The organism is Microbacterium sp. CFSPD4_SD4 (genome assembly GCF_057364585.1).
Genome location: NZ_JBNFOC010000008.1, coordinates 59,416 through 75,309, shown reverse-complemented (window position 1 = coordinate 75,309; position 15,894 = coordinate 59,416). Strand labels below are relative to the sequence as shown.

Below are 15,894 nucleotides of genomic sequence, written 5' to 3'. Positions count from 1 at the left end.
GATTCCTGTCGGCATTCGGTACCGTAAGCGAGTGACCGCTTCCGATCCCCCTGAAGAGGCGTCCGGCGGCGTCGGCGTCGACGCGCGGCCCGAGGACTCCGCCCCCGCGTCCTCGCAGACCGTCGACACGCTGCCTGCGACCACGACGGAGACCGTCGCGTGGGCCGATGCCTCGACACCGGCGACCGCGCTGACCTGGGTCGACACGGACGTGGTCGAGTCCGGGTCGTCGACGCCGGAGTTCGACGCCACCCCGGAAGCCGAGGCCGCCCCCGGCCTGCTGCGCGACGCGACGCTGCGTCCGGCGATCGCCGGCCCCGGCCTGCTCGTCCCGCTCGGGGTCCTCGCCGGGCTCATCGCCTCCTACGCCGGAAGCACGCTGCTCTGGCCGTTGCACGAGGTCGCCCCCACCGTCCAGGCCGTGGAGGTCACCCCGGTGGCCGCCCCCACCGCCGCGCTCGCCTGGCCGGAGGTGGGCGACGGTGCCGTGGGCATCGCCGGGATGACCACGGCCGCGTCCACGACCGCCCCGGTCAGCATCGCGAGCATCACCAAGGTCGTCAGCACGCTCATGGTGCTCGACCGCCTGCCCCTCGCCCCCGGGGAGCAGGGCCCCGAGTTCTCCTTCACCTACGCCGACAGCATCCGGTACTGGGACTACCGGATCTCGAATCAGTCCGCGCTGGATGTCCCCGTGGGCGGGGTGCTGACCGAGTACCAGCTCCTGCAGGGCACCCTGCTCGGTTCGGCCAACAACTACATCGATCGGCTCGCCGCGGAGATCTGGGGCTCCGATCGGGAGTTCGCGGCCGCCGCCGAGGTCTGGCTCGGCGAGCGCGGGCTCTCCGAGATCACCGTGGTCACGCCGTCCGGATTCGACGCGCGCAACGTCGCCACCCCGGAGGCGCTCGTGGCTCTCGGCGAGCTCGCGATGCAGAATCCCGTGTTCGCGGAGATCGTGGGCACCCGGTCGGTCGAGCTGCCGGGGGCCGGCACGGTGGAGAACACGAACGGCATGCTCGCGGACCCGGGGGTCGTCGGCATCAAGACCGGCACACTCGTCGGCTGGAACCTGCTGACGGCGAAGGACGTCTCCGTGGGGGACTCGACGGTCCGCCTCTACGCCGCGGCGCTGAACCAGGAGGACGACGAGGCGCGTCTCGCCCTCACCCGTGCCCTCTTCGCGCAGACCGAGGCGGCGCTGCAGGCGCAGGGCCCCGCCGTTCCCGCCGGGACGGTGGTCGGACGCGTCCGCACCGCCTGGGGCGAGGAGGTCGACGTCGTGACCGGTGAGGACGCGGATGTGGTGCTGTGGAACGGGGCGAGCGCGACCGCGACGGCTGTGTTCGATCTCGGCGAGGAGCGCGAGGCGGACGGCGACGTCGGCACCCTCACCACGGCCGGCCCCATCGACACCACCGAGACCGCACTCGTCCTCGCCGAAGACGTGGACGGCCCGAGCCCGTGGTGGCGCCTCACCCATCCCCTCGAGCTGTTCGGCATCGACGCGGACCGCTCCTGACGACTGACGCCCCGCTCCGAGTCCGGAGCGGGGCGTCAGGGCGATGACGATCAGGGACGAGGCGACGCGCCGTCCGCCCCGTCGTCGAGGAGCGCCTGCGCGGCGGCCGCCTCCGCCCCGGGAAGTTGGGCACCGACGGCGGCACCCGCCACGGCATCGGCCGCCTGCTCCTCCGCGCGGGCCTCGGCGTCGGCCTCTCCCGTCACCACGACCGGAGACGACCCGGTCAGGGCCGCTTCCGCGTCGAGGTCCGTCGCCGCCTGCTCGAACTGCGACTGGTACAGCCGCCAGTACGCGCCCTGCGCGGCGATGAGCTCGTCGTGCGTGCCCTTCTCGACGATGTCGCCATGCTCCATCACGAGGATGAGGTCCGCGTCGCGGATGGTCGACAGCCGGTGCGCGATGACGAACGAGGTGCGCCCCTGCCGGAGCGCGGCCATGGCGTTCTGCAGCAGCAGCTCGGTGCGGGTATCGACCGCCGAGGTGGCCTCGTCAAGGATGAGGATCGACGGCTGCGCCACGAACGCCCGGGCGATCGTGATGAGCTGCCGCTCACCGGCCGAGACATTCGACGCGTCCTCGTCGAGCACGGTGTCGTACCCATCCGGAAGCGCGTGCACGAAGCGGTCGACGTAGGTCGCCCGCGCGGCGGCCAGCACCTCCTCGTCCGTCGCGGTCGAGCGTCCGTAGCGGATGTTCTCGCGGATGCTCCCGGCGAACAGCCAGGGGTCCTGGAGCACCATGCCTGTGCGGGACCGGAGGTCGTCACGCGTGATGGTCGAGATGTCCTGACCGTCCAGCGTGATCCGTCCGCCGCTGAGTTCGTAGAACCGCATGATGAGGTTCACGAGCGTCGTCTTGCCGGCACCCGTGGGTCCGACGATCGCGACGGTCTGCCCCGGCTCCACCCGGAACGACAGATCGGTGATGAGCGGACGCTCCGGCGAGTAGGAGAAGGAGACGTTCTCGAACTCGATCACGCCCTCCCCTTCGCGGAGAGCAGGGGCGTCGGGGGCGTCGGCGTCCTGCTCATCGGCGTCGAGCAGGTCGAACACCCGCTCCGCCGAGGCGGTGCCGGACTGCACGACCGCGGCCATGCCGCCCAGCTCGGACAGCGGCTGCGTGAACTGCTGCGAGTACTGGATGAACGCCTGCACGTCGCCGAGCCGGAGCTGCCCGCTCGCGACCATGAGCCCGCCGAGCACCGCGATGCCGACGTAGGTGAGGCTGCCGACGAAGGTCATCGCGGGCATGATGATGCCCGAGAGGAACTGCGCCTTGAAGCTCGCCTGGAAGAGCTCCTCGTTCTCGGCCTTGAACTTGTCCAGCGCGTCCTGCTCGCGGCCGAACACCTTGACCAGCGCGTGGCCGGAGAAGGCCTCCTCGACCCGGGCGTTGAGCCGGCCGACCTTGCGCCACTGCGTGCCGAAGGCCTTCTGCGACCGCGGTCCGATGACGCCGAAGATCACGCCCATGAGCGGAAGCGCCACGAGGGCGACGAGGGCGAGCTGCCACGAGATCGAGAACATCATCACGAGCACGCCGATCACCGTCAGCACGGCGGTCAGTGCTCCCGACAGCGACTGCTGCATGGTCTGGGTGATGTTGTCGATGTCGTTCGTCACCCGCGAGATCAGCTCGCCGCGCTGCACCTTGTCGAAGTACGCCAGCGGGAGCCGGTTGATCTTCGCCTCGACGGCCTCGCGCAGCCGCCACATGGTGCGCACCATGATCACGTTGATGACGTATCCCTGCAGCCAGCTGAGGAACGCGGCCACGACGTAGATCGCGAGAACCGCGGCGATCACCCAGCGCAGCGCGTCGAAGTCGATGCCGTCGCCGACCCGGAAGTCGCCGAGCGCGCCCACCTGGTTGGCGAAGTCGTTCTGCCCGGCGTCCCGCAGCGCGTCGACGACGACGTCCTGCGGGGTCCCGGCCGGGAAGCCGGGGAAGTCGCCGGTGGGCTGACCGAGCTGGATCGAGATGAAGCCGCGATAGACGATGTTCGTCGCCTCGGCGAGCACCTTCGGGGCGGCGACGGTCAGCACGACCCCGATCGCACCGAGGATCGATACGAAGACGAACCACACCGCGGAGGGCTTGAGCAGCCCGATCATCCGCGCGAAGCTCGGGCCGAAGTTGTCGGCCTTGCCCGGCGCGACGCTGTCCCAGTCGCCGGAGTTCTGCCGCGCCTGCTCGGCGAGCTCCGCCTCGTACTGCTCCTCGGCGGTGAGCTCCCGCTCGACCGTGGGCGCGGCGGCCGCGCCCCGTCCGCGACGCCGCCGGCCCTGGTTCCCTGAGCGTGTCGAAGGGTCCTGCTCGCTCATGCGTCCACCCCCAGCTGCGACTCGACGATCTCCCGATAGGTCTCGCTGGTCTCCAGCAGCTCCTCATGGGTGCCGACGCCGACCATGGTGCCGCCCTCGAGGACCACGATGCGGTCCGCGTCGGTGATCGTGGAGACGCGCTGCGCGACCACGATCTTCGTCACGTGCGGGAGCTCGCGCCACAGCGCCTGCCGCAGCCGGGCATCCGTCGTGAGGTCGAGCGCGGAGAAGGAGTCGTCGAACACGAGCACCTGCGGCCGGTGCACGATGGCCCGCGCGATCGCCAGGCGCTGGCGCTGACCGCCGGACACGTTCGTGCCCCCCTGGGCGATGCGGGAGTCGAGGCCGTCCGGCATCTCCTCCACGAAGTCGCGACCCTGGGCGATCTCCAGCGCGTGCCAGAGCTCCTCGTCGGTGGCGTCCTCGCGGCCGTAGCGCAGGTTGGACGCGACGGTGCCGGTGAAGAGGAAGGGACGCTGCGGCACCAGGCCGATGCTGTCCCACAGCGCCTCGACGTCGGCCTCGCGGACGTCTACGCCGCCGACGTGCACGGACCCGCCGGACACGTCGAACAGGCGCGGGATGAGCGAGACGAGCGTGGTCTTGCCCGACCCGGTGGAGCCGACGATCGCGACGGTCTCGCCCGGCTCCGCGGCGAAGCTGATACCGGTGAGGACGGGGGCGTCGGCGCCGGGGTATGTGAACTCCACGTCGTCGAACGCGACGGCACCCGGGGTCGGGAAGACGGTGACGCCGTCCACCGGGCGGGTCATCGTGGACTCCGTGTTCAGCACCTCGCCGATGCGCTCGGCGGAGACCGCGGCGCGCGGGATCATCATCGCCATGAAGCTCGCCATGATGACGCCGCCCATGATCTGGCCGATGTACTGCATGAAGGCGAACAGGGTGCCCACCTGCACGGTGCCGTTGTTGACCTCGATGCCGCCGAACCAGATGACGGCGACGACCGTCACGTTGAGGATGAGCATGAAGAGCGGGAACAGCAGCACGAACAGCGAGCCGACTTTGCGGCCGACGACCATGATGTCGGTGTTCGCGCCGCGGAAGCGCTCCTCCTCGATGCGCTCCCGGACGAAAGCCCGCACCACGCGCACGCCGGTGAGCTGCTCGCGCATGATGCGGTTCACGTTGTCGAGCTTGCCCTGGTAGCTGCGGAAGAGCGGGACCATCCGGCCGATGACGAGCGCCGCGAGGACGAGGAGCACGGGGACGGCGACGGCGATCAGCCAGCTCAGCTCGGCGCTGGTGCGCACGGCGAAGATGATGCCGCCGATCGCGAGCAGCGGAGCGGTGACGAGCATGGTCGCGCCCATCATCGCCAGCATCTGCACCTGCTGCACGTCGTTCGTGTTGCGGGTGATGAGGGATCCGGCACCGAACTGCGAGACCTCGCGCTCGGAGAAGCCGCTCACCTTGCCGAACACGTCGGCGCGGATGTCACGGCCGGCGCCCATCGCGGCGCGGGCGGCGAAGAAGGTCGCGATGACCGAGGCCACGATCTGGCCGAATGACACGGCCAGCATGAACAGGCCGGTGCGCCAGATGTACGCGGTGTCGCCCTGCGCGACGCCCTTGTCGATGATGTCGGCGTTGAGGTACGGCAGGTAGAGGGTGGCGGCCGCGCTGGCGAACTGGAAGACCAGCACGGCGACGAGGAGCCACTTGTAGCGTGACAGATATCGGAGGAGGAGTTTTCCCAGCACAGGCGTACTTTCTCGGAAGGAGGAGGCGGCGGGTCTCCCGGCAGACGGATGCCGACCGACGACCGGCCATAGGACAGGGTGCCACGAAGCGGCGACATTCGGATCCCCCTCCGGGAGGACCTTCGCTCACAGCGAACCGGTGCCGTGTCACCCACGTCTTTCTGCACGCAGGCGATCAATGGCCGCCCCTAGAGAACTGAGGCGCGCGTCAGAACAGCGCGGGCTGCGGAACGTAGTCGCGGGCAGGCGCCCCGGCGTCGGGGCGAGCTCGGCGAGGGAAGCCGGCTGCCACCGCGGGTTGCGATCCTTGTCGACGAGCTGCGCGCGGATGCCCTCCACCAGGTCGGGGTGTTCGTTCACGAACCAGAGCACCCGCCGGTACTCGCCCTCCAGCGCGGCGCGGAGCCCGGTCATCTCCCGGGCCTCCCGCACGGCGTCGAGCGTCACGACGAGGCCCGTCGGAGCCAGATCGTCGAGCAGGTCGGCGACGGCCGCCGCTTCCTCGGTGCCGAGCGCGCGGAGCCGCTCGAGGATCTCGGGCACGGTCGGGGCGGCGAACGCCTCGTCGATCCACTCCCGCGCGGCGGGAAGCGAGGACGGCTCCGGCGTCTCGTCGAAGAGCAGGACGATCTCGCTGGGACTCGTCGGGTCGGCGCGGTAGGCCAGAGCCTCGCGCAGCGCGTCGAGGCGGTCGGAGGGGACGAAGTGATCCGCGAAGCCCGCGTACACGGCGTCGGCACCGTTCATCGTGGCCCCGGTGAGGCCGAGGTACTCGCCGAGCCGTCCCGGCGCCTGCCCCAGCAGCCAGGTGCCGCCGACGTCGGGCGTGAAGCCGATCCGGGTCTCCGGCATGGCGAGCTTCGAGCGTTCGGTGACCACGCGGATCGCGGCATGCCCTGCCAGACCGATACCGCCGCCCATCGTGATCCCGTCGGCGAGCGCGACCACGGGCTTCGGGTACTCCGCGATCATGGCGTTCATCGCGTACTCGCCTCGGAAGAACTCCGCAGACTGCTCCGGATGGCCGGACGTGATCTGGCCGTGCAGGCGACGCACGTCGCCGCCCGCGCACATGCCGCGCTCCCCCGCGCCGTCGATGAGGACGATCTGCACGTCGGAGTCGTCGCGCCAGGCCACCAGCGCCTCCGTGATGGTCGCGATCATGTCCTCATCGAGCGCATTGATCGCCTCGGGGCGGTTGAGCGTGAGCCGCCCGAGCGCTCCTTCGGTGCGGATGAGGACACGGGGCGCGGCGGGGGTATCGGTCACGGGTGCCAGGCTACCCCGTCGCGTGCGGCCGGATTCCGCACGAAATGCGGGTTCCGGGGCGGTTTTCCGGCAGGATAGGAGGAACTGTTCATCGCAACGAGAGGTCCCGGATGCCCGAAGGACAGGTGCTCGAGTTCACGAATGTGACGAAGCGCTTCAACGAGGTGACGGCCGTCTCGGATTTCTCCGCCCGTGTCGAGCCCGGCGCCGTCACCGCCTTCCTCGGCCCCAACGGTGCCGGCAAGACGACGACCCTGCGCATCCTGCTCGGCCAGGTGCGCGCCACGTCCGGCACCGCCACGATCGGCGGGGCCGCCTACGCCGAGCTGCGGCAGCCGCTGCGCACGATCGGCGCCGTGCTGGAGGAGACGGCCTATCGGCCGCGCCGCACGGCGAGCCGTCAGCTCACCATCGCCGCGAAGGCCAACGGCATCCGCCTGGCCCGCGTCGACGAGGTCATCTCCCTCGTCGGCCTGGAGGGCGAGGCGGACACGCGCATCGGCGGGTTCTCGCTCGGCATGCGCCAGCGCCTCAGCGTCGCCCACGCGCTCCTCGGCGACCCCGGCGCCCTCGTCTTCGACGAGCCGGCGAACGGCCTCGACCCGGAGGGCATCCGCTGGATGCGGCTGCTGATGCGTCGCCTCGCCGACGAAGGGCGCACGGTGCTGGTCTCCTCCCACGTGCTCAGCGAGATCGAGCAGGTCGCCGACCACGTGCTCGTGCTCTCCAAGGGACGCCTCGTGCTGTCGAGCGGCATCGAGACCCTGGCCGATCCGGCCGGCGGCTCCGTGGTCGTCGACTCAGCCGATCGCCCCGGCCTCACGACCGCGCTGGTCGCCGCCGGGTTCGACATCGAAGTGCTCCGCTCCGGGCTGACCGTGCGCGGGACCGACGCCAGCCGCGTCGGCGCCGTCGCTGCGGACGCCGGTATCGCTCTCAGCACGCTCGTGCAGCGCGGCCCGACGCTGGAGGACGTCTTCATCGACCTCATGCGGGGCGGCCGCTTCGACACCGCCCCGGCGCTCGATCAGACGGAGGCTCCCGCCGAGGAGGATCCCGAGTCCGCGACCGCCGCTGAGGCTCCGGCAGAGGAGTCTCCGACGGACGGCCCGTCGACGGATGAAGCCGCCGGGACCGCCGCTGCGGCTCTCGCAGCCGGCGGTACCGCCGCGCTCGCCGACGACCTGACGCCTCAGGCCACGGGCCCTGTCACCGCCGAGAGGATCGCCGACGACACCGCTCCGACCGACGAAGCGGATGCCACCGCGGACGAGGATGCGACCCGGGCCCTTCCCGTCGTCTCCGCCGACGACGCGACCCGGATCCTGCCCGTGGTCGACGCGACCGCAGACGCGCAGCCCGCGGATGCGGATGCCGACGCGGAGGCCGAGGACTCGCCGTCGTTCGACGACATCCTCTTCGGTGCGCCCGCGCCCGTCGCCGAGTCTCCGCGGCGGTCCTTCGCCGCCCTGTTCGCAGCCGCCTCCGCAGACGCGGAGACCGAGTCGTCCGCGCAGCCGGCGGCGACGGATGCTCCCGACGAGACCGAGGCCGAGTCCGAGCCCGAGCCCGCGTCCGAGTCGCCGTCGACGACCGACGAGGCCCCCGCCGAGGCCGTCGGCCCGGCTGCCGATGCACCGGACGACAGCACGAGCACCGACGCGCCCGACAGCGCCTCCGGTGACGAGGAGCCCGCGGGCGTGGAGTTCTTCACCGGCTTGGACGCCTCGTCGGCGGACGATGAGACCGCGCCGTCCGAGGACACCGCCGAAGCCGCAGCGCAGGGTGAGGACGCCTCTCCTGCGTCCGACGACGACCCGCGATCGGCCGCCGTGAGCTCGATGCTGGCCGCCGCCGCACGCGCCTACTACGAGGACGAGCCGCGCGACTACCCGCTCGCTCCGGCGGAGGAGACGTCGTCCGGCCACGGGGCTCCGCAGGACGAGATCGCGAGCGACGAGTCCGCAGTCGATACGGAGACCCCGGCGGAGCAGCACGCCCCCGCGGACGACCGTGGCGACGAGCACCACGACGACGAGCACCACGGCTGAGCCCCCCGCAGCAGAACGCCCTCCCGGTCGACCGGGAGGGCGTTCTACATCCGGGATCAGGCCGGACGTGGTCGGATGACCGGGCGCCGACTGCCCTTCGACACCGGGGTCGGAGCCGTGGCGACGATCTCCTCGACCGTCGTGGGTTCCTCGGACACCGGGAGGCGCAGCGCCTGCGTCAGCGCCAGGCCGTGCCGTGTGGTCAGGATCAGGCGGTTGTACTGCGGATCGCCCTCGAGATCGACGACCACGCTCGGACGTCGACGGCGGATCAGCACGAAGTCGAGGCTCCCCGCGGCCTTCCAGCTCCCGGCGGCCAGCACGCCCGGGATGTGGGTACCCGGATTCGGGACGCCGCGGAGCCAGGTCCAGGCATCGTCTGTCAGCTGGACCTTGGTGATCGTGTCGCGCACGATGCGGACGTTCTCGCGGTGGAAGGTGGCGGCACGTTCGATGGGCGAGAGCACGACCTCGAGTTGCGTCTGGTCCAGCAACAACGTCACCATGCCCCCAGTCTGCCAGCGCCGTCCTCCCGGTTGGCTGGAAGTTGCTCACAGGAACGCAACGATCCCTTGTCGGAATCCCTCAGTCTGCCCTCACGACTCCTTCGCGAGGACAGGCTCCCACGCACGAACAGGCGCTGCCGCGGGCGTAAGCCTGGCTCCGCGCGAAGGCCTGTTGCCGACGGCCTTCGGGCCTGCAGGCGTTCGTGGGAGATCAGGCAACGGGGTCCAAGGGTGCCTGCCCCCGCGCGGCTGCCTGTTCTCACGCGAACGAGTCACGCGAACGAACAGCGGGAGCAGCGATCAGGGGCGCGCGGTGTGGGCGGCCTGGGCGGCGTGCGGCAGGGCGGCCTCGATGCGCTGGAGCTCGTCCTCGCCGTGCCCGGCGGTGAGGAACCAGGCCTCGAAGACGCTCGGCGGCAGCGCGACGCCGTGCTCACGCATCGCGTGGAAGAACGCCGCGTACCGGAACGACTCCTGCGCCTGCGCCTCGGCGTAGTCGCGCGGGGCGGAGGCGCGGAACGAGGCGCTGAAGAGGTTGCCGGCGGAGGCGAGGGCGTGGGTCACTCCGGCCTCGGCGAGCGCGCGGTCGAGAGCCGACGAGACGCGAGCGGCTGCGGCGTCGACGGTCGCGTAGACCTCCGGCGTCGCGAGGCGGAGCGTGGCCAGGCCCGCGGCCACGGACAGCGGGTTCCCGGAGAGCGTCCCCGCTTGGTAGACGGGGCCGAGGGGCGCCAGGAGGTCCATGACCTCGGCACGGCCACCGAGAGCCGCCAGCGGCATACCGCCGCCGACGACCTTGCCGAAGGTGAGGATGTCGGGAAGGTAGTCCTCCCCCGCCTGCGCCTGGAGGCCCCAGAAGCCGGCCGGGTGCACCCGGAAGCCGGTGAGGACCTCGTCGAGGATCATGAGAGCACCGTGGGCGTGCGCGGTCTCCGCGATGAGGCGGTTGAAGCCCGGCAGCGGAGGGACGACGCCCATGTTCGCGGCCGAGGCCTCCACGATGACGGCCGCGATGCGGGGACCGTGCTCGGCGAAGACGGCGGCGAGCGCCTCGGGGTCGTTGTAGCGGATCACGAGCGTCTGCGCGGCGATCGGTGCGGGCACGCCGGCAGAACCGGGTAGCGCGAGCGTGGCGACCCCGGAGCCCGCCTCGGCGAGCAGGCCGTCGGAGTGGCCATGATAGTGGCCGGCGAACTTCACGAGCAGATCGCGGCCGGTCGCACCGCGGGCGAGGCGGATCGCGGTCATGGTGGCCTCGGTGCCCGTCGAGACGAGACGGACGCGCTCCACGGGACGGATCTCGCCGAAGCGGACGCGGTCGGCGATGAGCGCGGCGAGCTCGACCTCCCCCTCGGTCGGAGCGCCGAAGGAGAGCCCGCGGGTGGCGGCCTCCTGCACGGCGGCGACGACCTCGGGCTGCGCGTGTCCGAGCAGTGCGGGACCCCAGGAGGCGACGAGGTCGACGTACTCGCGACCCGCGGCGTCGGTCACGGTGGCGCCGCGCGCCGAGGCGAGGAACCGCGGCGTCCCGCCGACCGACCCGTAGGCCCGCACCGGAGAGTTCACCCCGCCGGGGATCACCGCACGGGCGGCAGAGAAAAGGTCGTCATTGCGGTCGGTCATCGAGGCTCCTCCGTGATGCACGGAACTCTCCCGGCATCCCTTCCAGGCTAACCCGCCGCGTCTCCCCCGGAGGCCGCCGGCCGACGAAGGCTCAGCCGCGCAGCCAGCGGGCTGCTTCGGTGGCCCAGTACGTCAGCACCGCATCGGCGCCCGCCCGGCGGATCGACAGCAGCGACTCGAGGACCGCGGCGCGCCGATCGATCCAGCCGTTCGCGGCGGCGGCCTCGATCATCGCGTACTCGCCCGACACCTGGTACGCCCAGACCGGGACGGTCACGGCGTCGCGGACCTCGCGGAGCACGTCGAGGAAGGCCATCGCCGGCTTCACCATGACGATGTCCGCGCCCTCGTCCTCGTCGACCAGCGCCTCCCGCACGCCCTCGCGACGGTTGCCGGGGTCGAGCTGATACGTGCGGCGGTCGCCCTGGAGCTGCGAGTCCACGGCTTCGCGGAACGGGCCGTAGAACGCGCTCGCGTACTTCGCGGCATACGCCAGGATCAGGGTGTCGGTGAAGCCCTCGGCGTCGAGCGCCTGACGGATCACGGCGACCTGGCCGTCCATCATCCCGGACAGCCCCAGCAGCTGCGATCCCGCGCGCGCCTGAGCGAGGGCCATCGAGGCGTATCGCTCCAGGGTCGCGTCGTTGTCCACCGAGCCGTCGGCGGCGAGGACGCCGCAGTGCCCGTGATCGGTGAACTCGTCGAGGCAGAGGTCGGTCTGCACGACGAGCGCGTCGCCGACCTCGGCCGCCAGCGCCTCGGTGGCGACGTTCAGGATGCCCTGCGGGTCGTCCGCGCCGGAGCCCCGGGCGTCGCGCACCGCGGGAACGCCGAACAGCATGACCCCGCCGACCCCGGCCTCCGCGGCCTCCACGGCCGCGGAACGCAGCGAGTCGATCGAGTGCTGGGCGACGCCGGGCATCGACCCGATGGCGACCGGCTCGCTGATGCCCTCGCGGACGAAGAGCGGGAGCACGAGCTGACGCGGCTCGAGAGAGGTCTCGCGCACGAGGTCGCGGACGGCGCGCGACTGACGCAGTCGGCGCAGGCGGATGTCGGGGAAGCTCACGGCGCGAACTCGTCTGCCGCGTGCGGAAGGGTGAACTGCGACACGGCCTCGATCAGCGCATCGATGGTCTGCCGGTCGGCGACCACCGAGACGGGCAGGCCGGCGCGCTCGGCGTCCTTGGCCGTCCGCGGGCCGATCGCCGCGAGCAGCGTCTCGTCCGGGATCTCGGGGAACTGCTCCCGCACCTGCTCGGCCACCGAACCGCTGGTGATGAGGATCGCGTTGATCCGGCCGTTCTCGACGTCGCGGCGGATGCGCTCCGTCACCGGCACACCGACCGTGCGATAGGCGACGACGCCGTGCACGTCGTGTCCCGCCTCGGACAGCAGGATGCTCAGGACGGGCTTGGCGATCTCGCTGCGCAGCGCCAGGATGCGGCGCGGCTCGTGCTCCAGAGCGATGAGCTGCTGCGCCATGCCCTGCGCGGAGTTGTCCTGTTCGGGGACCAGGGCCACCTCGTAGCCCACGGCCTGCAGCGCCGCGGCCGTCGTCTCCCCCACGGCCGCGATCTTCGTGGTCTTCGGCACGACGGCGCGGTGGGCGAACAGCACGTCCACCGTGGTCGCGCTCGTGACGGTCAGCCAGTCGAACTCGCCGGCCGCGAGCTGCTCCAGCGCACGGTCGAGGGTCGCCTGATCCGTGGTCGGAGCGAAGTTGATGAGCGGGGCGACGACGGGGACGGCGCCGAGAGCGCGGAGGCTCGCGGCGACGCTGTCGCCCCAGGGGCCGCCACGGGGCACGAGGATGCGCCAGCCGTCCAGCGGTCGGTCCTGCTTGCTTTCAGAAGTGGTCATGACAATTCGGATTGCTCTTGAGGGACGAGGTCGGCCGCCCCTTGATCGAGCAGCCGACGGGCAACAGCGAGCCCGAACTCACGCGCTGCGTGCATCGGGTCTGCACCATCGGCAGCATCCGCACCATTGCCACTGCCGTTCCGATGAATATACTCCCCGTTCAGGGCTTCCGTGACGTCCAGACCGATCCGCCGACCGCCGTCCGGGGCGTAGACGACCGTCCTGACGCGGATCTCGGAGTCCTGGACGACGGCGTGCGCCGCCATGGGGGCTTGACAACCGGCATCCAGTCCCTCCAAGATGGCGCGCTCGACGGTGATCGCGAGCCGCGTCTCCCGATGATCCAGCGCCGACAGCGCCGTGCGCAGCTCCTCCGGCGCGTCCGCCCGTGTCTCGACCGCCAGGGATCCCTGGCCGGGAGCGGTCGGCCATTCCGCGAGGCCGAGCTCCTCGCGCTGCAGCGGCGAATCCGTGCCGAGTCGGGAGAGGCCGGCGGCGGCGAGGATCACGGCGTCCAGCTCTCCGGAAGTGACGCGCGCGAGGCGGGAGTCGACGTTGCCGCGGATGTCCACGACGTGGGCGCGAGGCGCACGGCGGTGGACCTGGGCGATACGTCGCGGCGACCCGGTACCCACGGCGCTCCCCGCCGGGAGCTCGTGCAGCGGGATGCCGTGTCGGGTGAGCACGACGTCGCGGGCATCCTCCCGTCGGGGCGTCGCGGCGATGACGAGCGACTCCGGCACCGCGGTGGGGAGGTCCTTGAGGGAGTGCACGAGGAAGTCGCACTCGCCGGCGAGGAGGGCTTCGCGGAGACGGGTGGCGAAGATGCCGAGGCCGCCGATCTCCGACAGCGAGGCGCGATTGGTGTCGCCCTCGCTGGTGATCGGGACGAGCTCGACGCGGCGGCCGGTGACCTTCTCGAGCGCGGCGGCGACGTGACCCGACTGCGCCTGCGCGAGCGCGCTGCGGCGGGTGCCGAGACGGATGGGGGTGCTCATGGCGCTTACTGCAGCACGTCCGCGATCTCGTCGAAGCGCAGGCGGCGCCCCGTGTAGAAGGGCACCTCCTCCTTCACGAACATGCGGGCGTCGGTGTAGCGGAGGTCGCGCATCATGTCGACGAGATCGGTCAGCTCGTCGGCTTCCAGCGGCAGCAGCCACTCGTAGTCGCCGAGGGCGAAGGAGGCCACCGTGTTCGCGATGACGCCGGTGAACGCCGCACCCTTGCGCCCGTGATCGGCGAGCATCGCGCGACGCTCGCTCTCCGGCGCGAGATACCACTCCGGCGTGCGGACGAACGGGTAGAGGCAGAGCCAGTCCTTGGGCTCGATGCCGCGGAGGAAGCCGGGGACGTGCGCGCGGTTGAACTCCGCGTCACGGTGGACACCCATGACGTTCCACACCGGGAGGAGCGAGCGCAGCATCTCGGTGCGGCGCAGGCGGCGGAGAGCCTTCTGCAGCTCCTCGGCGGTGGCGCCGTGCAGCCACACCATGAGGTCGGCGTCGGCCTTGAGCCCGGAGACGTCGTAGAAGCCGCGGACGGTGACGCCGGAGTCCTCGACGTGCGAGACGATCGACTCGAGCTCGGTCGCATCGTTCTCTGTGACGGGGGCGTCAGGATTGCGTCGCCAGACGGCCCAGAGGGTGTAACCGGACGGGTTCTCTTCGCGCAGGTCGGACATGATCCCAGTCTGCCCCCTTTGCGGAGGCGCCGCTAATCAGGGGAATACTGCCCCCGCCCGAGGGCGGTGCGGGGGGTGGCTCAGCGCGCGATGGCGCGGGCGATGGCCCACACGGCCCCGCCGACGGCGGCGGCGATCCCGACCGTCGCGGCGATCGCGGCAGCGGGATTGCGGTCCGCGAACGCACGCGCCTTGACGGCGGCGCGCGCCGACGCCTTCTCGACGCGCCGCGGGATGTTCCCCTTGACCTCGATGGCGGCGAGGGCCGCCTTCAGCTCGGCGCGCGCGGAGGCGACGGGGTCGACGATTCCCGCGGGGACCGCGGTACGCGGCAGCGACTCAGGGGTGCTCATCGCCGGCCTCCTTCACGATTCGGATGTCTTCGGCCACGGCCTGTGCGGGGTTCTGGCGACGGAGCACCTTGCGGAACTTCAGGATGCCGAGCAGTGCGAACAGCAGCACGGCGATGATGAGGATGCCGAACACCGCCAGCGCGGACAGCCAGACCGGCCACCACGACGACAGTCCCGCGATCGCGAAGACGAGGATGACGGGCACGGCCCAGAACAGGAAGAACAGCGCGACGAGGAACCAGACGGAGCCGACCCCCGCGTCCTTCGCGGTGCGCGACACCCACGCCTTGGCCGCGTCGATCTCGGCCTTGACGAGATTGGTGACGAGCTCCGGCAGGTCGCCGAGCAGCGTCAGCAGACTGTCGTCGGCGCGATCCCGATATCCGCGGGGCATGTCAGTCGTCGGACTTCCGCGGGGCGGGCTTCTTCGCGGCCGGCTTCGCCGCGGCGGGCTTCTGGGCCTCGGCGGCGCGCTCCTTGACCTCGTCGACCGCGTCCTCCGCGGCGTCAGAGATCTCCTCGGCCGCGTCCTTGCCGGAGGCGATGACGGCATCGAGCTTCTGCCCGGGCGTGCCGTCCCCGGTGACCGACTTCACGATCTTCACGGCACCGGTCCAGACGGCTCCCGGGACCGCGGCGGCCTTGTCGCCGACGAAGCCCTTGACCTTGTCGACGCGCTCCTGCACGGGGTCGGTGTTCCAGACCTTCAGCCACTGCGTCTTGATCTGCTCGTAGCGCTCGCGTCCTGCGCGGGTGCCGAGCACATAGCCGACGCCGAGTCCGACGACGAGTCCGATCTTCCCCTTCATGGGGTCTCCTCACGTTGTTCCGGCTGTGGTCCGTCCCGGGGGACGCCGATCGCCCGCGTCTCCACCGCGATCAGGTACCCAGCGTAACGCCGTATGCCGATTTCGGCATCAATCGATCAGAGGGTTGACACGGAGGCGTCGAGCGCACTCGCGCGTGCTCGGCGGA

The 15,894-nt window shown here is 71.2% G+C and carries 14 protein-coding genes; 2 read left to right on the top strand and 12 right to left on the bottom strand.

The genetic code is table 11. The features are described 5' to 3' along the window. Window positions 1–31 precede the first annotated feature (31 nt). Window positions 32–1,522, top strand: a complete 1,491-nt coding sequence (locus AC2W7E_RS12535; RefSeq protein WP_485989250.1) for a D-alanyl-D-alanine carboxypeptidase family protein — start codon at window positions 32–34, stop codon at window positions 1,520–1,522. A 50-nt stretch (window positions 1,523–1,572) separates the two neighbouring features. Here AC2W7E_RS12535 and AC2W7E_RS12530 read toward each other — a convergent pair whose 3' ends face one another. The 3 genes from AC2W7E_RS12530 to AC2W7E_RS12520 form a co-directional block, all read right to left on the bottom strand. Then, the gene (locus AC2W7E_RS12530) at window positions 1,573–3,849 is read right to left on the bottom strand and encodes an ABC transporter ATP-binding protein (protein ID WP_485989249.1); all 2,277 of its coding nucleotides are present in this window, start codon (window positions 3,847–3,849) and stop codon (window positions 1,573–1,575) included. Then, a complete protein-coding gene (locus AC2W7E_RS12525; protein WP_025104863.1) occupies window positions 3,846–5,573 on the bottom strand; it encodes an ABC transporter ATP-binding protein in 1,728 nt (575 codons plus the stop codon). The genes AC2W7E_RS12530 and AC2W7E_RS12525 overlap by 4 nt, the downstream gene beginning before the upstream one ends. Before the next feature lie 147 nt (window positions 5,574–5,720). After that, window positions 5,721–6,842, bottom strand: a complete 1,122-nt coding sequence (locus tag AC2W7E_RS12520; protein ID WP_485989248.1) for an enoyl-CoA hydratase/isomerase family protein — start codon at window positions 6,840–6,842, stop codon at window positions 5,721–5,723. Between the two features lie 110 nt (window positions 6,843–6,952). Here AC2W7E_RS12520 and AC2W7E_RS12515 point away from each other — a divergent pair, with 110 nt between their 5' ends. After that, entirely contained in the window at window positions 6,953–8,893 is a 1,941-nt protein-coding gene (locus AC2W7E_RS12515; RefSeq protein WP_485989247.1) for an ATP-binding cassette domain-containing protein, read from the top strand. Window positions 8,894–8,949: 56 nt separating this feature from the next. Here AC2W7E_RS12515 and AC2W7E_RS12510 read toward each other — a convergent pair whose 3' ends face one another. The 9 genes from AC2W7E_RS12510 to AC2W7E_RS12470 form a co-directional block, all read right to left on the bottom strand. Further along, window positions 8,950–9,399: a hypothetical protein gene (locus AC2W7E_RS12510; protein WP_025104866.1), complete on the bottom strand. Its 450-nt coding sequence runs from the start codon at window positions 9,397–9,399 to the stop codon at window positions 8,950–8,952. A gap of 300 nt (window positions 9,400–9,699) precedes the next feature. After that, complete coding sequence (gene hemL / locus AC2W7E_RS12505; RefSeq protein WP_485989246.1) at window positions 9,700–11,022, bottom strand: glutamate-1-semialdehyde 2,1-aminomutase; 1,323 nt, start codon at window positions 11,020–11,022, stop codon at window positions 9,700–9,702. Between the two features lie 91 nt (window positions 11,023–11,113). Next, on the bottom strand, window positions 11,114–12,091 hold the full coding sequence (gene hemB / locus AC2W7E_RS12500) for a porphobilinogen synthase (protein ID WP_062637133.1): 978 nt from the start codon (window positions 12,089–12,091) through the stop codon (window positions 11,114–11,116). Continuing rightward, entirely contained in the window at window positions 12,088–12,885 is a 798-nt protein-coding gene (locus AC2W7E_RS12495; protein WP_025104869.1) for a uroporphyrinogen-III synthase, read from the bottom strand. Before AC2W7E_RS12495 ends, hemB begins: the two co-directional genes overlap by 4 nt. Beyond that, entirely contained in the window at window positions 12,882–13,883 is a 1,002-nt protein-coding gene (gene hemC / locus AC2W7E_RS12490; protein ID WP_025104870.1) for a hydroxymethylbilane synthase, read from the bottom strand. Before hemC ends, AC2W7E_RS12495 begins: the two co-directional genes overlap by 4 nt. Window positions 13,884–13,888: 5 nt before the next feature. Then, window positions 13,889–14,566, bottom strand: coding sequence for a hydrogen peroxide-dependent heme synthase (hemQ, locus tag AC2W7E_RS12485; RefSeq protein WP_174235391.1), 678 nt, complete (start codon window positions 14,564–14,566; stop codon window positions 13,889–13,891). Between the two features lie 80 nt (window positions 14,567–14,646). Continuing rightward, a complete protein-coding gene (locus tag AC2W7E_RS12480) occupies window positions 14,647–14,919 on the bottom strand; it encodes a hypothetical protein (protein WP_025104872.1) in 273 nt (90 codons plus the stop codon). Next, window positions 14,906–15,313 (bottom strand): phage holin family protein, encoded by a 408-nt coding sequence (locus AC2W7E_RS12475; protein ID WP_025104873.1) that lies wholly within the window; start codon window positions 15,311–15,313, stop codon window positions 14,906–14,908. The genes AC2W7E_RS12480 and AC2W7E_RS12475 overlap by 14 nt, the downstream gene beginning before the upstream one ends. 1 nt (window position 15,314) lies before the next feature. Further along, complete coding sequence (locus tag AC2W7E_RS12470) at window positions 15,315–15,728, bottom strand: hypothetical protein (RefSeq protein WP_025104874.1); 414 nt, start codon at window positions 15,726–15,728, stop codon at window positions 15,315–15,317. Window positions 15,729–15,894: the final 166 nt, after the last annotated feature.